General features: G+C 34.4%; 18 protein-coding genes. 13 read left to right on the top strand and 5 right to left on the bottom strand.

Features of this window, described 5'->3' with window-relative positions; translation table 11 throughout:
• Nucleotides 1–28: 28 nt before the first annotated feature.
• From HZR84_02420 to HZR84_02430, 3 genes are read left to right on the top strand one after another with little or no spacing between them, the layout of a single operon-like run.
• On the top strand, nt 29–814 hold the full coding sequence (locus tag HZR84_02420; protein ID QNL20844.1) for a Nif3-like dinuclear metal center hexameric protein: 786 nt from the start codon (nt 29–31) through the stop codon (nt 812–814).
• 3 nt (nt 815–817) lie between these two features.
• Entirely contained in the window at nt 818–1,624 is an 807-nt protein-coding gene (locus HZR84_02425) for a hypothetical protein (GenBank protein ID QNL20845.1), read from the top strand.
• A 42-nt stretch (nt 1,625–1,666) separates the two neighbouring features.
• Complete coding sequence (locus tag HZR84_02430; GenBank protein QNL20846.1) at nt 1,667–3,112, top strand: tetratricopeptide repeat protein; 1,446 nt, start codon at nt 1,667–1,669, stop codon at nt 3,110–3,112.
• On the opposite strand, the gene HZR84_02435 is transcribed toward HZR84_02430, so the two are convergent.
• On the bottom strand, nt 3,087–3,725 hold the full coding sequence (locus HZR84_02435) for a histidine phosphatase family protein (protein QNL20847.1): 639 nt from the start codon (nt 3,723–3,725) through the stop codon (nt 3,087–3,089). The genes HZR84_02430 and HZR84_02435 overlap by 26 nt on opposite strands.
• Nucleotides 3,726–3,761: 36 nt before the next feature.
• Here HZR84_02435 and HZR84_02440 point away from each other — a divergent pair, with 36 nt between their 5' ends.
• From HZR84_02440 to HZR84_02460, 5 genes are all read left to right on the top strand, one after another.
• The gene (locus tag HZR84_02440; protein ID QNL20848.1) at nt 3,762–4,181 is read left to right on the top strand and encodes a hotdog fold thioesterase; all 420 of its coding nucleotides are present in this window, start codon (nt 3,762–3,764) and stop codon (nt 4,179–4,181) included.
• Nucleotides 4,182–4,205: 24 nt separating this feature from the next.
• Nucleotides 4,206–5,234, top strand: a complete 1,029-nt coding sequence (locus HZR84_02445) for a chorismate-binding protein (GenBank protein ID QNL20849.1) — start codon at nt 4,206–4,208, stop codon at nt 5,232–5,234.
• A complete protein-coding gene (menD, locus tag HZR84_02450; GenBank protein QNL20850.1) occupies nt 5,227–6,891 on the top strand; it encodes a 2-succinyl-5-enolpyruvyl-6-hydroxy-3-cyclohexene-1-carboxylic-acid synthase in 1,665 nt (554 codons plus the stop codon). The genes HZR84_02445 and menD overlap by 8 nt, the downstream gene beginning before the upstream one ends.
• Nucleotides 6,892–6,975: 84 nt before the next feature.
• A complete protein-coding gene (locus HZR84_02455; GenBank protein ID QNL20851.1) occupies nt 6,976–7,452 on the top strand; it encodes a hypothetical protein in 477 nt (158 codons plus the stop codon).
• Complete coding sequence (locus HZR84_02460; protein ID QNL20852.1) at nt 7,452–7,709, top strand: acyl-CoA-binding protein; 258 nt, start codon at nt 7,452–7,454, stop codon at nt 7,707–7,709. The genes HZR84_02455 and HZR84_02460 overlap by 1 nt, the downstream gene beginning before the upstream one ends.
• On the opposite strand, the gene HZR84_02465 is transcribed toward HZR84_02460, so the two are convergent.
• Complete coding sequence (locus tag HZR84_02465) at nt 7,706–8,545, bottom strand: DMT family transporter (protein ID QNL23164.1); 840 nt, start codon at nt 8,543–8,545, stop codon at nt 7,706–7,708. The genes HZR84_02460 and HZR84_02465 overlap by 4 nt on opposite strands.
• 180 nt (nt 8,546–8,725) lie before the next feature.
• Between HZR84_02465 and HZR84_02470 the strand changes: the two genes are divergently transcribed.
• Entirely contained in the window at nt 8,726–9,433 is a 708-nt protein-coding gene (locus HZR84_02470; protein ID QNL20853.1) for a 16S rRNA (uracil(1498)-N(3))-methyltransferase, read from the top strand.
• A gap of 59 nt (nt 9,434–9,492) precedes the next feature.
• Nucleotides 9,493–10,170: a DUF4159 domain-containing protein gene (locus tag HZR84_02475; GenBank protein QNL23165.1), complete on the top strand. Its 678-nt coding sequence runs from the start codon at nt 9,493–9,495 to the stop codon at nt 10,168–10,170.
• A 26-nt stretch (nt 10,171–10,196) separates the two neighbouring features.
• Here the strand turns inward: HZR84_02475 and HZR84_02480 are convergent, their stop codons facing one another.
• Genes HZR84_02480 through HZR84_02490 form a run of 3 tightly spaced genes read right to left on the bottom strand, consistent with a single transcriptional unit; the run spans nt 10,197 to nt 13,074 of the window.
• Nucleotides 10,197–10,787, bottom strand: a complete 591-nt coding sequence (locus HZR84_02480) for a riboflavin synthase (protein QNL20854.1) — start codon at nt 10,785–10,787, stop codon at nt 10,197–10,199.
• Entirely contained in the window at nt 10,787–12,184 is a 1,398-nt protein-coding gene (locus HZR84_02485; GenBank protein QNL20855.1) for a sugar transferase, read from the bottom strand. Before HZR84_02485 ends, HZR84_02480 begins: the two co-directional genes overlap by 1 nt.
• Nucleotides 12,181–13,074 (bottom strand): hypothetical protein, encoded by an 894-nt coding sequence (locus HZR84_02490; GenBank protein ID QNL20856.1) that lies wholly within the window; start codon nt 13,072–13,074, stop codon nt 12,181–12,183. Before HZR84_02490 ends, HZR84_02485 begins: the two co-directional genes overlap by 4 nt.
• A 57-nt stretch (nt 13,075–13,131) precedes the next feature.
• Here HZR84_02490 and HZR84_02495 point away from each other — a divergent pair, with 57 nt between their 5' ends.
• From HZR84_02495 to HZR84_02505, 3 genes are read left to right on the top strand one after another with little or no spacing between them, the layout of a single operon-like run.
• The gene (locus tag HZR84_02495; GenBank protein ID QNL23166.1) at nt 13,132–13,785 is read left to right on the top strand and encodes a protein-L-isoaspartate(D-aspartate) O-methyltransferase; all 654 of its coding nucleotides are present in this window, start codon (nt 13,132–13,134) and stop codon (nt 13,783–13,785) included.
• Between the two features lie 37 nt (nt 13,786–13,822).
• On the top strand, nt 13,823–15,967 hold the full coding sequence (locus tag HZR84_02500; GenBank protein QNL20857.1) for a T9SS type A sorting domain-containing protein: 2,145 nt from the start codon (nt 13,823–13,825) through the stop codon (nt 15,965–15,967).
• Nucleotides 15,967–16,416 carry a DNA polymerase III subunit psi gene (locus HZR84_02505; protein QNL20858.1) on the top strand — a complete coding sequence of 150 codons (450 nt, stop codon included), beginning with the start codon at nt 15,967–15,969 and terminating at the stop codon, nt 16,414–16,416. Before HZR84_02500 ends, HZR84_02505 begins: the two co-directional genes overlap by 1 nt.
• The last annotated feature ends 45 nt before the right edge of the window (nt 16,417–16,461 follow it).

Here is a 16,461-nt window from a genome sequence, read left to right on the forward strand (position 1 = left end):
ATCAAAATAACACAAAACTGATGTTATTATGACAAAAATTAAAGACATATCTGGGAGTCTTGAAGAATTTGCTCCCCTGCAATTACAGGAAAATTACGACAATGCCGGATTAATTATAGGAAATCCCGAAACTGAGGTCAACGCTATCCTTTTTTGTTTGGATTCAACGGAGGAGGTTATAGAAGAGGCCATTCAAAAAAAATGCAATTTAGTTATCGCTCACCATCCTATTATTTTTACCGGCTTAAAAAAAATACAAAATCAGCACTATGTAGAAAAAACAGTTAGAAAAGCCATAAAAAATGATATTGCCATTTATGCTTCCCATACCAATTTAGACAATGTTTATTTAGGTGTAAACAATAAAATAGCCGAAAAGCTGGACTTGATCAATACAAAAATATTGAGGGTCAAAGAAGATGAAATGACCGGTGCCGGTCTAATTGGAGAATTAAGAGAATCTTTAAACGAATCAGAATTTCTTGAAAAAGTAAAAAAGGCTATGTCGATAGAAGTCTTAAGACACAGTGATTTCCTGAACAGGAAGATTAAAAAAGTAGCACTATGTGGGGGTGCCGGAAGCTTTTTAATAAAGGATGCAATTATGGAAAATGCAGATGCCTTTATTACAGGTGATGTAAAATACCACGAATTCTTTGAAGCCAATTTTGAAATCCTTTTACTGGATATTGGGCACTATGAAAGTGAGCGGTTTACAATAGAGATTTTTCATAAGGTTTTATCAGGAAAATTCCCTAATATTGCACTCCAATTTTCAGAGGTGAATACGAATCCGATTAATTACTCAACTTAATACATGGAAAGTACTAATAACGTAGCCAAACAACTTAAAGCACTTCAAAACCTTCAATCAATCGATACCAAACTCGATGAAATTAAAAGGCTTAGAGGAGATTTACCAGAGGAACTAAAAGATCTGGAAGATGAAATCGCTGGTTTAGAAACCAGAATTCAAAGAACCAACGATGAAATAGCCAATTTTAATGAAGAAATTGCTAATAGAAAAAACAACATCAAGGATTCTGAAAAGCTGATTGCAAAGTACAAAGAGCAGCAAATGAATGTTAGAAATAACAGGGAGTATGATGCAATCACAAAGGAAATTGAATTACAGGAGCTTGAAATACAGGTTTCTGAGAAAAAAATCAAGGAAGCTTACGAAGTTATTGAGCAAAAGAAGGAACAGGTGGGTGAAACTCAGGCTCTTTTAGATAACCGAAATAGCGATCTGGAGAATAAAAAGAAAGAGCTGGATGTGATTATTTCTGAGTCACAGGATGAGGAAGAAAAATTGATGAAAGACAGACAGAAATCAGTCAACCAGGTTGAAGAAAGACTCCTAAATTACTACGAAAAACTTCGAGCCAATGTGAAAAATGGAATGGCTGTAGTAACCGTTAAAAATGGTGCTGTAGAAGGAAGCTTTATTCAAATTCCTCCGCAAAAAATTGCTGAGATAAAGGAGAAAAAGAAAATTGTTTTGGATGAACATTCCGGTCGAATTCTCGCTGATGTTGAAGAGGTGGTAGAAGAAGAAAAACCAAAGAAAAGGAGAACTACACGAACAACCACTAAAAAGAAAACCACAGCAAAAAAAGCTTAAGAATTAAGTCCCTCTAAAAGGGACTTTTTTTATTTTCAGGCTTTGAAAAAAACACTTTACATTTTTTTTGTTCTAATCATTGTTGGTAAAAACTCATTTGCCGATGAGAATAAATTCCCCAAAGAACAATTTCAACGACTCTACCAATTAAACATAGACACAAGTCAATTAGAGGTTGCAACAAATGCCTACTATGTGCTGGCAGAGAATTACAATGATTTTTTATTTCTGCTCATTAATGGAAATCCAGAGTTATTCCAATTATTTAAACGGAGACATGCTCGAAGATTGGAAAATATTGAGGTTTCAGGAAGCAGTGAAAAGATAAAAACCTTTTGTAGTGCAGAGATAGATCTTCAATGGGCACTAATCCATTGGCGATTTGGTGAATATTTAAGATGTGGTGTACTCTTAAGAAGGGCGTATAAAAGCTTAATTGATCTTCAAGCGATGCACCCTGATTTTATTGAAGTCAATAAATCTCTGGGCCTTCTTCATATTATGCTATCTGCAATCCCTGAAGAATTCCATTGGTTAACCAATCTGTTTGGTTTTGAAAATAATTTAGACCGTGGATTTAAGGAGTTATCAAAATGTGTAAATAGCGAAAATGATTTTCAACTTGAGGCCAATCTTTTCCTTAGTTACGTATATATTTTCATTCTGGATCAAAAAAATGAAGGATTTAGAATATTAGAAAATCTTGCGCCTTATGATACAAAACTGGCCTCTCTTTCATTTATAATTTTTTGTCATAAAGCGGGAGAAAATGAAAAAGGTCTTGAAGAGATCTATAAAAACAAATGGATATTTCCACCTATACATCTGGAACCCATAGTTTCTCTTATCAGAGGCGAGTTACATTTAAAAAAACTGGAGTATGAGGATGCGATTTTTAACTATAAAAATTTTTTACTCACTTATTACGGCAAAGGATTTACTTCTAATGCGCGTTTAAAACTGCTTTATGCTTACTATCTTCTTGGTGATTTTAGTAAGACCGACTTGGAGATGAACAGAAAAATTGAGGATGAATCTGATTTGATTGTTTCAGATAAATATGCCCAAAAGTTTTTTGGTGATAAAAAGTTACCTGAAAAGGTTTTGCTAAAGTCGAGATTGCTATTTGATGGAGGTTATTTTAATGAAGCAAAAAATCAAATTCAATTGTATGCCTTATCATCAAATAAAAATGAGGAACATGAAATTGAATATTATTATAGATTAGCGAGGATTGAACAGAGTTTAAAAAATTTCGATTTATGCATCCCCGCCTTTAAAAAATGCATTGAAATTCAGGGTGATGCCAACTATTATTTTGCCCCTAATTCCTGTCTTCAATTAGGTCATATTTATACATCCAAAGGCGAAAAAGAGAAGGCAGTATTATACTACAATAAGGCCCTGGAATACAGAAAATACCCATACAGCCAAAGCATTGAACATCAGTCTAAATCCGCACTTAATGCGTTTGATTCAAATGAATAGAACTGAGATGTCGTGTATCATTGAAGTTTGAAATGTGAAACATCGTTCCGGTGTACACCAGTTCATAAAGACAAAGATTGGCATGTTCAAATGTATCCATATCCTTAAGAGGATAATTCAGCAAATGTGTTAGTAATATTCTCATGGCCCGTCCATGCATACAAATAAGTATACATTTTTCATTTTCCTGGGCAAGGATATGATTAAAAGCTTCAATTTGACGATATACAACATCTTCCGGACTTTCTCCGCCCTCAATCTTGTGTTGTGTTTCGCCTTTTTTCCAAAGCGTCAGCATTTGGTGATAATAAGCATCTTCTTCAGGTGTTATGGCCTGCCCTTCTCTATTTCCCCATGAAATTTCATTCAGCCCTTCTAGTTTTTCCCATGGAATGCCTTTCTCAATAAATTTTTCAATGCTTTCCCAGCTTCTTTTTAACTTTGAAGTATATATCTTATCAAAGGGGATATGTTGATAGGCCTGAAAGAACGTTTCTGCTTGAAGTCTTCCAAAATCATTCAAGCCCGCATCAACGCCACTTCCCTGCACAATTCCTTTTAAATTGAAATCGGTTTGCCCATGTCTGATTAGATATATTTTTTTGACTCCCAAATTTTTAATAAAATTTGCGCGAAGTTAACACCTATCATGATAAAACATAAACCAAGTCTCAAAGAATTAAATAAGATAAATAAGGGAAATATGGGTGAACATCTCGATATTGTTTATACAGACATTGGAGATGATTACCTTGAAGGAAAAATGCCAGTTGATAATAGAACAAAACAACCTTTTGGACTATTACATGGAGGGGCGTCAGTTGTTCTTGCAGAAACGCTTGGAAGTTTGGCTTCACAACTATGTGTTGATGGTAAAAAACAATTCTGCGTTGGTATTGAGATAAATGCAAATCATATCAAAGGTGTGCGAGCTGGTTATGTAACTGGAAAAGCCTCTGCCATACATATTGGCAAAAAAACGCATGTTTGGGAAATTAAAATCATTGATGAGCAAGACGATCTTGTTTGTATTAGCCGATTAACAGTAGCTGTCATAGACAAAAGATAATTTAAGGTTTAGCACAATGCCACCATGGTCAAATTAGAAAAGAATAAGGCATTTGTAATATTTAAAAAACCATTTGAAAAAGAATTCAATTTTTTAAGTGGCCCCTGGATAAAAACAAATATATCCCAAAAACCAGGCGAGGGTTTTGTTTTAGCCCCATTCGATTTGAACAGAAATCTGGCTTATCATATTCAGGGAAAATCAAAAGTGATAAATTCTTTCCCCAAAAACATAGATTCTTTAATCAAAATAAAAAGTTGGAAACCCTTAAAATCCAACACGGACTATAAAGATTTGGTGGATAAAGCCTTAATAAATATTAGGAAAGGCGACTTTAAAAAAATAGTCTTGTCGCGCTGTGAAATTCAATCTATTCCAAAAGGGTTTGAATTAGGTTCTTATTTTGAGAAAATATCAGCGGCCTATCCTGAATGTATGGTTTATTTAATTCATATTCCAAATGAAGCCTGTTGGTTTGGAGCCAGCCCGGAGTTATTAGGTAAGTTTAGTTCAGAAAATATATTTCAAACAGTTGCTTTGGCCGGAACAATTAAAAAATCTGATTTTCTTAATGGTCAAAAATGGACTGAAAAAGAGATTATTGAACAAGAATTGGTGACTGATTTTATTATTAAAAAAATAAACAATTTATCACCCGGGTTATTAAGTTCAAGAGGCCCGGAAAATGTTGAAACAGGAGACTTAATCCATTTAAAATCCAGTATAGAAGCAGAAATTGCTCAGGATGTGGCTATGCAACTTGTTTTGGCACTTCATCCCAGTCCGGCAGTTAGTGGAATCCCTCAAAAAAAGGCCATTGATTATATAAATAATAATGAAAATTATGAACGTGAATTTTACTCTGGTTTTTTTGGGATTATTGAAAGCTCAAGTGAATTTGAATTTTATGTTAATTTGAGGTGCATGCAATTATTAAAGCAAGAAGCTATTTTATATGCGGGCGCCGGAATTACGACTGATTCTGACTCCGGTAAAGAATATTTAGAAACATCTAATAAATTAAATGCTTTAAAACGCCATTTTCATGCCTAATCAAACCCATTATGACATTGCACATTTATTACATCTAAAAGGTGTTGAAGATATAGTTATGTCCCCGGGATCGAGATGTGCTCCCTTGACTATTTCCATGGTTAGGCATCCTGAACTAAAAACATATACTTTTTCTGATGAAAGATCTGCGGCATTTATTGCGCTGGGCATGGCGGAGAGCAGTTCAAAACCCGTTGCTTTAATTTGCACCTCTGGTACGGCAGTATTGAATTATTACCCGGCAATTACAGAAGCTTTTTACAGAGGAATTCCGCTAATTGTAATAACTGCAGATCGGCCTCCTGAATTAATTGATCAATGGGATGGACAGACCATTCGACAAAGCCATGTATTTAAAAACCACATTGTTGATTCTATTGATTTGCCTGTAAATCTGGAATTAGATAAAAATATAGTTTTTGTACGAAGGTCAATTAATGAAATTATTAATAAGAGCATTTCAACACAGGGGCCGGTGCACATCAATGTACCTTTAAGAGAACCCTTATACCCGGCTAAAACCGAAAAAATAACCTTCAGCAAAAATTTACCCGTTATAAGCGCAAACAATCCTGTCAATTTTCATTTTGGTGCTACTGAGCTCAAGAAAGAGATGAATTCTTTCAAGAGAATGATGATATTGGTTGGGCAAATGCCAATAAACAAAGAGTTAAACAGACTTTTAGCTCAAATCTCAAAGGATGAAGATGCGGTCATCATCGGCGATCACATTTCTAATTTACATCCTAAAGAAAGTTTCATTTGCAACCATGACCTTTTTCTTAAAAGTAAACTCGCTGATGAACTTCCCAAACCAGATCTGCTTGTCAGTCTGGGCAGATCAATACTATCCAAATCACTCAAAAACTACCTAAGAAATCAGGACAACCTGGTGCATTGGCAAGTCGGATTCTACGACGCGCATGATACTTATTCAAAACTTCAAAAAACAATTCAGGTGCCGGAATTAAGATTTATTCAATCTGTGCAATCATTTTTCGAATCGGATATCAGTTTTGTTAAAAAATGGAAGGAACAGGACCATCAATGCAAAGTTTCCAGAGATTCTAAATTGGAAGGTTTTGAATTTTCTGAAATTTCAGTCGTATCAGAAATAATCAAAAAATTACCAAAAAACATTAATCTACATTTGTCTAACAGCCTTTCTACCAGATATGTCAATCTATTTCAGGATCTAATCCATGAAGGAAATGAAGTGTTTTGTAACAGAGGAACAAGCGGTATTGATGGATGTAGCAGTACTGCCGTTGGCCATGCACTATCGAATCAAAAGAAACATTTATTAATAACCGGTGATCTTGCATTTTTTTACGATAGAAATGCATTCTGGCATAATTACAATTTAAAAAATTTAAGAATTATCCTCTTAAACAATCACGGAGGTGGTATTTTCAGGGTTATTGATGGGCCTGACAAACAACCGGAGTTGGATGAATATTTTGACACAAGGCAAAATTTGAATGCCTTAAATTCTGCCAGAGATTTTGCAATGGATTATAATAAAATCACAAATTTTGAGGAGTTATCAACAATTTTGAAGACATTATATGATAATTCAGAAAGTGCCAAAATTATTGAAATTGAAACTCAAAAAAATCTAAATGAAAGGCATTTTAAACAGATTCTATCCGAATAAAACTTGAATTACTCTAATATTTATATTTTTAAAAGTCCATATAGTGGTCTAGAGGATTTAAATGATTATTTTTATCAAGTATATATGCGATTAATATTCTTGTTTATACTGTTTCTAATTGTTACTTCTTGTAAGGGGCCCGATTTGGCAGATCCTATTTCTGTAGACTTAAATGGAGATATGATTGCCGATCTGGATGGAAACCCATGGTCATCCGGATCTGAAAATTCAGCCACAATTAATTATTTAAGTAACGAAATCCATGTTGAAGGCTATCTGAGCAGCGATGGAATCATCCGAAACCACATCAGTTTAATTGTAAAGGAAACCTCTGAAGGCACTTTTAATTCTCAAATAGCCAAAGGGACTTATTATGACGTTCAAAGTAAGTCAACATTTGTTTCTTCCAATAATTGCAATGTTGATATATTGAATCTCGACCTGAATGCCAAATTAATAAGCGGTACCTTTTCATTCAATGCCTTGCCTTTGGATTCAGGAGAGAGCATTGAAGTATTAAATGGAGAATTTAATAATGTTAATCTAAGAATAGTAGAATAATGACATTTGAAGAAGCACAGGAAAAAGTAAAAACGCTATCAAGTAAACCGGATAACGATCAATTATTAAAACTTTATGCCTTGTACAAACAAGGAAGCAGCGGTGATAATCTTGGGGCTGCACCGGAAAATGCCTTTGATTTTGTGGCCAAAGCTAAACACGAAGCCTGGGCTGCTTTAAGAGGTAAAACAATGGAAGATGCTCAAAATGAATATATTTCCTACGTAGAAAAGTTATTGTCAGAAGACCAATCCTAGTTCTTTTTTGCCATCATTCTATTGTAGCGATACTTTTTATAAAAAATATTAAGAATAACTCCACCCAGTACCAGAAGCATTCCAAAAATTATTTTTAGGGAATAATGTTCGTTAAATATGAATATGCCCGCAGCTAAAGCAAAAATAAATCCTAAGTAATTTATCGTACTGACTTTCTGGGCCTCATCGGCCTGATAAGCTTTAGTCATAAAGTATTGCGCGAATTGTGTTAAAATTCCAATCAATAGAAGATAAAGCCAATCCAGCCCTAACGGAGTCACCCAGTCAAAAAATGAATAAATTATACAAAAAGGAAGCGCAATAATCGGGAAATACATTATGATGACCATCGGGTGATCCGTGAAGCGTAATTTCCTTATGCTATTGTAGGCTATTCCCGAAAAGAATGCAGAACCCACTCCCATTAAAAAATGAATAGTAGAAATCCTGGTATCGAAGCCTTTAATTAATATAATTCCGGCTAGCGATATTGCAAAAAACAACCATTGGGTTTTGAATACTTTTTCTCCAAGAAGATAGATTCCAAACATAGCTGTAAAAATTGGAGTGAGATAACGGATTGTAACTGCACTTGCCAACGGCATATTTTGAAGTGTTGTGAAATATAACACCAGCGCCAATACGCCAAAAAATCCTCTTAGAAATAAAAATCTTTTATTGTTTCCCCATGGTGAAATTTTATTATACCTGATTACGGAATAACTCATGATCAGAGAAATCAATGACCTAAATAAAATTATTTCCATCACCGGAATATGTGGAACTAGCTTTACAAAAATATTCATTAATGTAAATAGAAAGGTCGCCGCGAGCATGTACCAAACTCCCAGTGAGAATACTTTTTCAGGGGGATTCACCGAGCGAAAATAGGGTTTTGAAATGGCTTAAATAAATACTCTGGTGGATAAATCAAATTCGACTGGGAATTTATTGAATTGCTAAAAATTTTTTCTTCTTAATCGACCAAAGCTTAACTTGCATAGACATCAAATCAATTGTCTATCAATTATTTCTACAAACCGGATCCGGATAGCACTTTTCTTTCTAAGGAAGAATCCCATTATGCGAGTAGAGTACTTAGAATAAAAAATGGGGATATAATTCATGCCTTTGATGGATTGGGACATTTACAGGTGTTGGAATGTAAAAATTCAAAGAGCGACAAAATGGAAGTTTCCATAGTCGAGTCAAAAAAAATAGAGCGCCTGAGAAAACACAAAATTCATATTGCCATTGCCCCTACCAAAAAAATAGATAGAGTTGAGTGGTTTATTGAAAAGTCTGTTGAAATAGGGATAGACAAAATTTCTTTTATCAAAAGCAGACATAGCATTCGAAATGTGATAAAGCAAGAACGAATTGACAAAACAATTTTATCTGCTGCCAGACAGAGTGGGAATTTTATTTTACCTGAATGGAGTCCCATTGAACCCCTTGAAAATTTCATTCATAAAAATCTTCATATTGAAGAAAAATATATTGCACATTTAGATAATTCGAATCCTTCACGACAGAAAAAGTTTGAGGATATAAATAAAAACAAAAATGAGTATTTGATTTTAGTAGGCCCCGAAGGTGATTTTTCAAGCGAGGAGATCAATTTGGTAAAGGAGGTCGGGTTTAAATCTTTGAGTCTGGGCCACTCGAGACTAAGAACTGAAACGGCGGGAATCGTATCATGTTTATATCTTAATTTGATTTAATTTTAATTCAACAATTTGAAAATTTATCGTTAAATAAATTAATGCATAAACTGTATTCAATGAAAAGCACCTTTTTTAAATCCGTTTTTGTACTTGTTTTAATGATTTTATTTGGCTTTCAGGTAAAAGGTCAGGCTTCGTTTAAAATTGCGAAACTTCAATACGACGGAGGAGGTGATTGGTATGCCAATAAAACCTCAATACCCAATTTGATTGCTTTTTGCAACAAAAATTTAAAGACAAACATTTACAAAGAGGAAGACATAGTTCATGTAAACAGCCCGGATATCTTCTCCTATCCCTTTATACATATGACTGGCCATGGCAATGTAGTTTTCTCATATTCAGATGCCCAAAATCTTAGAAAATATCTTGAAGCAGGTGGTTTCCTGCATATCGATGATAATTATGGTCTGGACAAATTCATAAGAGAGGAACTAAAAAAAGTATTTCCGGAAACGGAATTAATTGAAGTGCCTTTTACACATCCTATATATCATCAGACTTATGATTTTGACCAGGGATTACCCAAAGTGCATGAACACGATAATGAAGCTCCCCGGGGATACGGGATAATTCATAAAGGAAGACTGGTTGTATTTTATACCTATGAATGTGATTTAGGTAATGGCTGGGAGGATCAGGAAATCTATAATGATCCCGAATCGGTTCGACAATTAGCCTTAAAAATGGGTGCAAATATAATTGAATATGCCATAAGCGAAAACATTAATTAATTGACTCTGTATAATCAATCGATTTTTCAAGCATGCTGTGCCATCACTTTTTGAATATATTTCCCCAATATGTCAAATTCAAGATTTACCGGTGTGCCTTTTTCAAAATGTTTAAAATTGGTGTGCTCAAAAGTAAAGGGAATAATTGCCACACTAAACAATCCTTTTTCAGAATCTACTACAGTCAAACTAACACCATTAACACAAATTGAGCCTTTCTCAACTGTAATGTTTCCCGATTTATCATCGTATGAAATTAAATATTTCCAACTGCCCTCATGATTTTCAATTTTTTCGACAATGCCAATTTGATCAACATGTCCCTGAACAATATGACCATCGAATCTCCCATTGGCTGGCATGCACCTTTCCAAATTAATGATTCTTCCCTTTTCCCATATTTTTAATGCTGTCCGGTCTAAGGTTTCTTCTATTGCGGTAACATTGTATAGACTTTCATCAACTTCCGTAACAGTAAGACAAACACCATCATGGGCAACACTCTGATCGACTTTTAATTCATTCTTGAAAGGTGCATCTATCCCAAAGTGAATATTTGTACCCTCCTTTCTAATGGTTTTAATTTCGCCAAGATTTTCAATTATACCGGTAAACATTATTTCCCTCTTCCTTGTAAAATGATAAAAATTGTAAAGAATAATATGCGTAGATCTAATGCTATTGACATGTTCTCCATATAAATAATGTCGTATTTCAATCGTTTAATCATTTGATCTATATTTTCTGCATATCCGACTTTTATTTGGCCCAATGAAGTTATTCCCGGTTTTACTTTATGCAAATGTCGGTAATGAGGTGCGCGCTCGATTATTTTATCAATAAAATATTGTCTTTCAGGCCTTGGGCCAACTATTGACATTTCGCCTTTCAAAACATTGATGAATTGCGGTATTTCATCAATTCGCGTTTTTCTCATAAATCTGCCCCAAGGTGTGATTCTAGTATCGTTTTTTGAACTCAATGCCGGACCGTTTTTTTCAGAATCCATATACATCGATCGGAATTTTAAAATTTTAAATTTTCTGCCTTTATATCCGATTCTTTCCTGTTTAAAAAACACCGGACCTTTGGACGTTGTTTTAGTGATAATTCCAAAAATCAGGATTAATGGCGAACCAATGATTAATACCAGCAAAGAGATGGTAAAATCTCCAAAACGTTTAATTAGCTTCTGCCAACCAGGCAGCAGTTCCTGTCTGATTTCGATAAGTGGTGTTCCAAAAAAATGACTCACCTTAACAGATCCTAATAGAATTTGGTAGATATCAGGAGTAACAGAAATCTTTACATCGATTCCAGCCAGGCGGTCTAAAATTTCACTAAGTCTGGGGTAGTTTTCTGAATTAAGTGCAATTATTACCTCTTCGGTATTTGTTCTTCGAATTACTTTTTCCAGATTATCTAGACTACCAAAATCTCGTAAATTGAGCTCAGGGTTAAATTTAGAATTATCAGGATAAAGTACCCCAATAATATTTAATCCCAGATATCGGTGAAATTTTAAGAGTTCTGAGAGCAATTCCTCAGCCACATCCCCAGTGCCAATAATTATGGAATTGAACTGAATTTTCCCTTTTATCATTTGATTTTTTAACCAGGTCATGAGAATTAACTTTTCAATCAGAATGGCGATCAGTTGAATTCCAAATAGAGCTGAAAATGTGAGGTAATATTGGGTGTATTTTGTAACACCGACGTCATCGAGTAATATGATAAAAAAAAGGACTATTACCCCAAAGAAAGTGGAAACGACTAGAGAAAAGGTATCTTTTAAGCGCGACCTTCTATGTACCCTATCATAAAATCCCCAGGACCAGTAAATTAATATCCAAAACAAGCCCACCGTAAGTGAAGCATAAACAAATTTTGGTGTTAACCCGATAATCTCTTCATCGAGAATGTATTTTCTATACTGGTAAAAAATACCATAGGCTATTACAGAAATAAAATAATCTGCAAATACAAAAAGGACAGTATTGATTCTTCGTTTCAAATTTCCGGTACAATCAATCGTATATTGTCAATCGCCAGGTAATAATCCTCAGAACCGTCTGAGGGAGGGCTACTAAACACGAGGTTAAAGGCTTGTCCTGGTGCAATTGAAAAATCATCTATTAATGCAAAATAAACTTTTGTCCATCCATCAGGGCTGGCTGTCAAAAAAGGCGTAATTCTAAAATAAAATTGACTATTTATTTCCAATCCTGTAGTAAAAATAATATTGGATTTGTAATCGAATTCCATCCAAACCTGGCTTGCATTTAATGGGACTCCAAATTGCTCAGATGTTATAAAACTTATGCTATCGGTTGAGCCTGCACTTATTTCGACAAGACCAAGTGCTGTTCCATTGATATCTATAAACAATTCGCTGTTTGAGGAATCTTTGTTAATTACCTGTAATGTAGAAGGGCAGCCAAGACAGGATCTGTACTTTCGGGTTAGACCGGTTTCAAAATCATCCGTTGCTTCCTGAACAAAAAAAGCATCATCGGTATAAGAAGTATTTGGTTTAACTTCAATTATTTCACCTTTTTCTAATATTAATTGCTCTGTATACCCATTATAATAAGGATATATTTCATGTATACTGTTGAATCCCGCATCCTTGACTATTCCCGGTCTTAATGTAACTAAACTAGATCCCGATCTTAAAACAGGAATTGTTATGCTTTCATCATTAAATGAGTAAACACCAATAAAAATATTATCAACTGTTACCCATACATCCTGAACATTGGCCGAAGGCGGTAAATCATTAATTCCCTCAACTTCAAATTTCGAAATCTTTAAATAGCTGGGTATTTCTTCTGATGGATTTATTACATCACAAGCAGCAAGAATTAAGCTAAGGAAAAATAATTTTAATGTAGTTTTAAACATTGATAGGCTTAAGTTTTAAAAGTAGCTATTAATTATTAACGGAGAAAGCTATAATTTCTGATGGTATTTAAGGATGATTACAAACATAAGGGATTAAGAAAAAGATTAGTTAAGACAATTCAGAGCAAAGGTATAAAAGATGAAAATGTATTGGAGGCTATTTCAAAAGTCCCCAGACATATTTATTTCGACAATGCACTTTTGCATCACGCCTATGAAGACAAGGCCTTTCCAATAGGTTATGATCAAACTATTTCACAACCATATACCGTAGCAAGACAAACAGAACTGCTTGAAGTTAAAAAAGGCGATAAAGTATTGGAAATTGGAACCGGATCGGGTTATCAGGCTTGTGTATTAGCAGAAATGGGTGTAGATCTATATACCATAGAATCAGTGTCAGGATTATACGAACGTTCGAAAAAGATTATTTCCAGGCTAGGTTATAAAGTAAACTGTTTTTTAGGTGATGGCACACTTGGCTTGACCAAAAAAGCTCCATTTGATGGTATTATAGTAACTGCAGGTGCTCCAAAAGTTCCTGAATCATTAAAAAAACAATTGAAAATCGGAGGTAGATTAATTATTCCTGTGGGTCAACATCAAACCCAAACCATGCTTCGCGTTGTTAGAGAAACAGAAGATAAATTTAGGGAGGAAGATCATGGCATGTTCGTATTTGTTCCATTGAAGGGAAAAGAAGGCTGGTAGATCTAAATTCCTTATAATTGCACATTAAATTAATACAATGAAAAGAGTCTCTTACTCATTCACAATTACACTGATACTAATAAGTCAATTAGCACTAGGTCAGTCAGTTAAAACAATACCTTGCGCTGCAGATCAGGCCATGGAAAAGTTCTTTTTAACCAGTCCGGAAAAAAAGTCGGACTATTTAAGAGAATTATCAAGTTTCAATGAACTGGCAAAATTACAAGCAGGGACAAAAGCCAAAACTACCTTTATTGTTCCAACCGTTGTCCATGTAATTCACTTTAACGGCAATGGAAACATAAGCGATGCTCAGGTATTGGATGGAATTAATCAAATAAATGAGGATTTTAAACGTGAAAATGCTGATACCACCGATACGAGAGCTTTTTTCAAACCTTATGCCGGCTCACTCGATATAGAATTCAGACTTGCCAAAAAAGACCCTAATGGCAATTGCACAAATGGTATTGTTAGAGTAAATGATTCTAAAACCAACAATTTTGGAGGGCAAGATGCATTAATTAGCAGCTGGGACAACACGAAATATTTTAATATTTGGATCGTAAATGATATTGAAAACTTCACCGGAGGCGGTGGAGTAATTTTAGGATATGCTTATTATCCAAGTAACGGAAATAATCCTTTATATGGTCTTGTAAATCGCAACGATGCCTGGGGAAGAATAGGTAATATTATATATCAGGGAAGGACTCCAACCCACGAAGTTGGACATGCACTGAATTTAGCCCACACCTTCAATGGATCATGTGGAAGTGATTGTAGCAGTTCCGGAGATTTTGTCTGTGATACGCCCCCTGCTTCTTCACCTACTCAGGGATGTAATTTAAATTTAAATTCGTGTACAAATGATACCCAGGGCCCCTCACCTTTTACAACAGATGTAAAAAATCAAATTGAAAACTACATGTCATACGACGATTGTCAAAACATGTTTAGTCAGGGTCAGGTTGCCAGAATGACAAGTGCATTAACAAGCATAAACAATCTTGTTAATTTAACATCAACCCAAAACCTGATTAACACAGGAACCGATGACGCTTATTTTTTTACTGCACCAAATTGTGCACCGGTTGCCCAGTTTTCTGTTGATAAAAAAATCAATTGCGTTAATGGTTCATTTCAATTTGAAGATTTTTCTTTTAATGCTATTAAAGATTCAACATGGAGCTACAATTGGTCCTTTCCGGGAGGTTCACCTGCAAGTTCAAGTCTGGAAAAACCAGTTGTAACTTATAATCAGGCCGGTCAATACGATGTCAGCCTTACTGTGAGTAATATCAATGGATCATCAGCTGTCCTAACCAAAAGCAATTATATCGATATTTTAAATGGTTCGGGAAATTTTATTGCTCCTAGAAAAGTATTTTTTACAGAAGCGGGTTTTCCCGTTTATCAAAACGATCAAAGTCTTTCCTGGGATATAAATAACAAAAACAATTCTGCTTTTACATGGGAAAGAAATACCAATGCATTTTTTAGTGCTCCTGCAAGTCTGCAAATCAGAAATTTTAATAATTCAGGAAATGGAGAAAAAAATTCATTGATCAGTCCGGTTGCTGATTTAACACAAGTAAGCAATGCCTATCTCAATTTTTGGATTGCATATGCGCAAAGAAACAGTGAAGTTGAACTTTTAAATATTTCCTACAGCAATGATTGTGGGGCTACATGGAATCTTCTGAAATCAGAATTGAGTATTTATTTATACAGTCGGTCAAAAATCAGCAGTTCTGAGTTTGTTCCTCTTAACTCTAATGAATGGGCACCCTATTCATTAAATATATCAAACCTTGCAGGTCAGGATAATCTGAAATTTCAACTCGAGTTTAAATCACTTGGAGGAAATAATATTTACATTGATGATTTTGAAATTTCGCAGTCACCATTAACTCAAATAAGTAATTCAATTGAAAATCAGTATTTTAAAATTTTTCCAAATCCTTCAAGCGGTTTTTTCACAATAGAACCGGGAAATTTCTTCGGGGATAAGGGAACACAGTTTGTAGTGATAAATAATCTTGGAAAAATAGTTGCAGGTTTTACAATTGATCCCAACCAGACAGGAATAAATATCGATTTGAGTCATTTGCCAGCCGGAATGTATTTGCTTAAACCTTTAACCAATAAAAGAATAAACACAAAACTCATTATTGAATAATGATTAGTTCAAAAATTGCATCAATTTTATTTGATGAAGGCATTTACAAAATTCCTGAAGCAACGCCAGGTTCTTTAAACAAAAAATTGGACATCCATGGAAAAAGAGATAGTGTTATTCTATGTCTTTTCATCAATGATGATTTTTCTCATCCTCATGATGAGGAATTGGTTTTGGCTGAAAATATTATGAATTCAATAAAGATTGGTAAAAATGATTTCGCATGGGCCTATTCAAAATCAGCCTGGGAGAACCACAATTTTGAATACTCATATATTTTTATTTTTGCGGCACAGGAGCATAAGGGTAAAAATAACCTTTCTTTGAATTCTTGGTCGAATATCAACAATTCCAAAGTACTAAAAACATATTCCCTTAAAGAACTAATTTCTGACCAAAATAAAAAAAGGGAACTTTGGGCCTGCTTAATTGATTTTAACAATAATTAATTATCTATTCTCTAATAAAAAACATCAAATGATTAAATTATTACA

It is taken from the genome of Hyphobacterium sp. CCMP332 (assembly GCA_014323545.1).
GTDB lineage: Bacteria > Bacteroidota > Bacteroidia > Cytophagales > CCMP332 > CCMP332.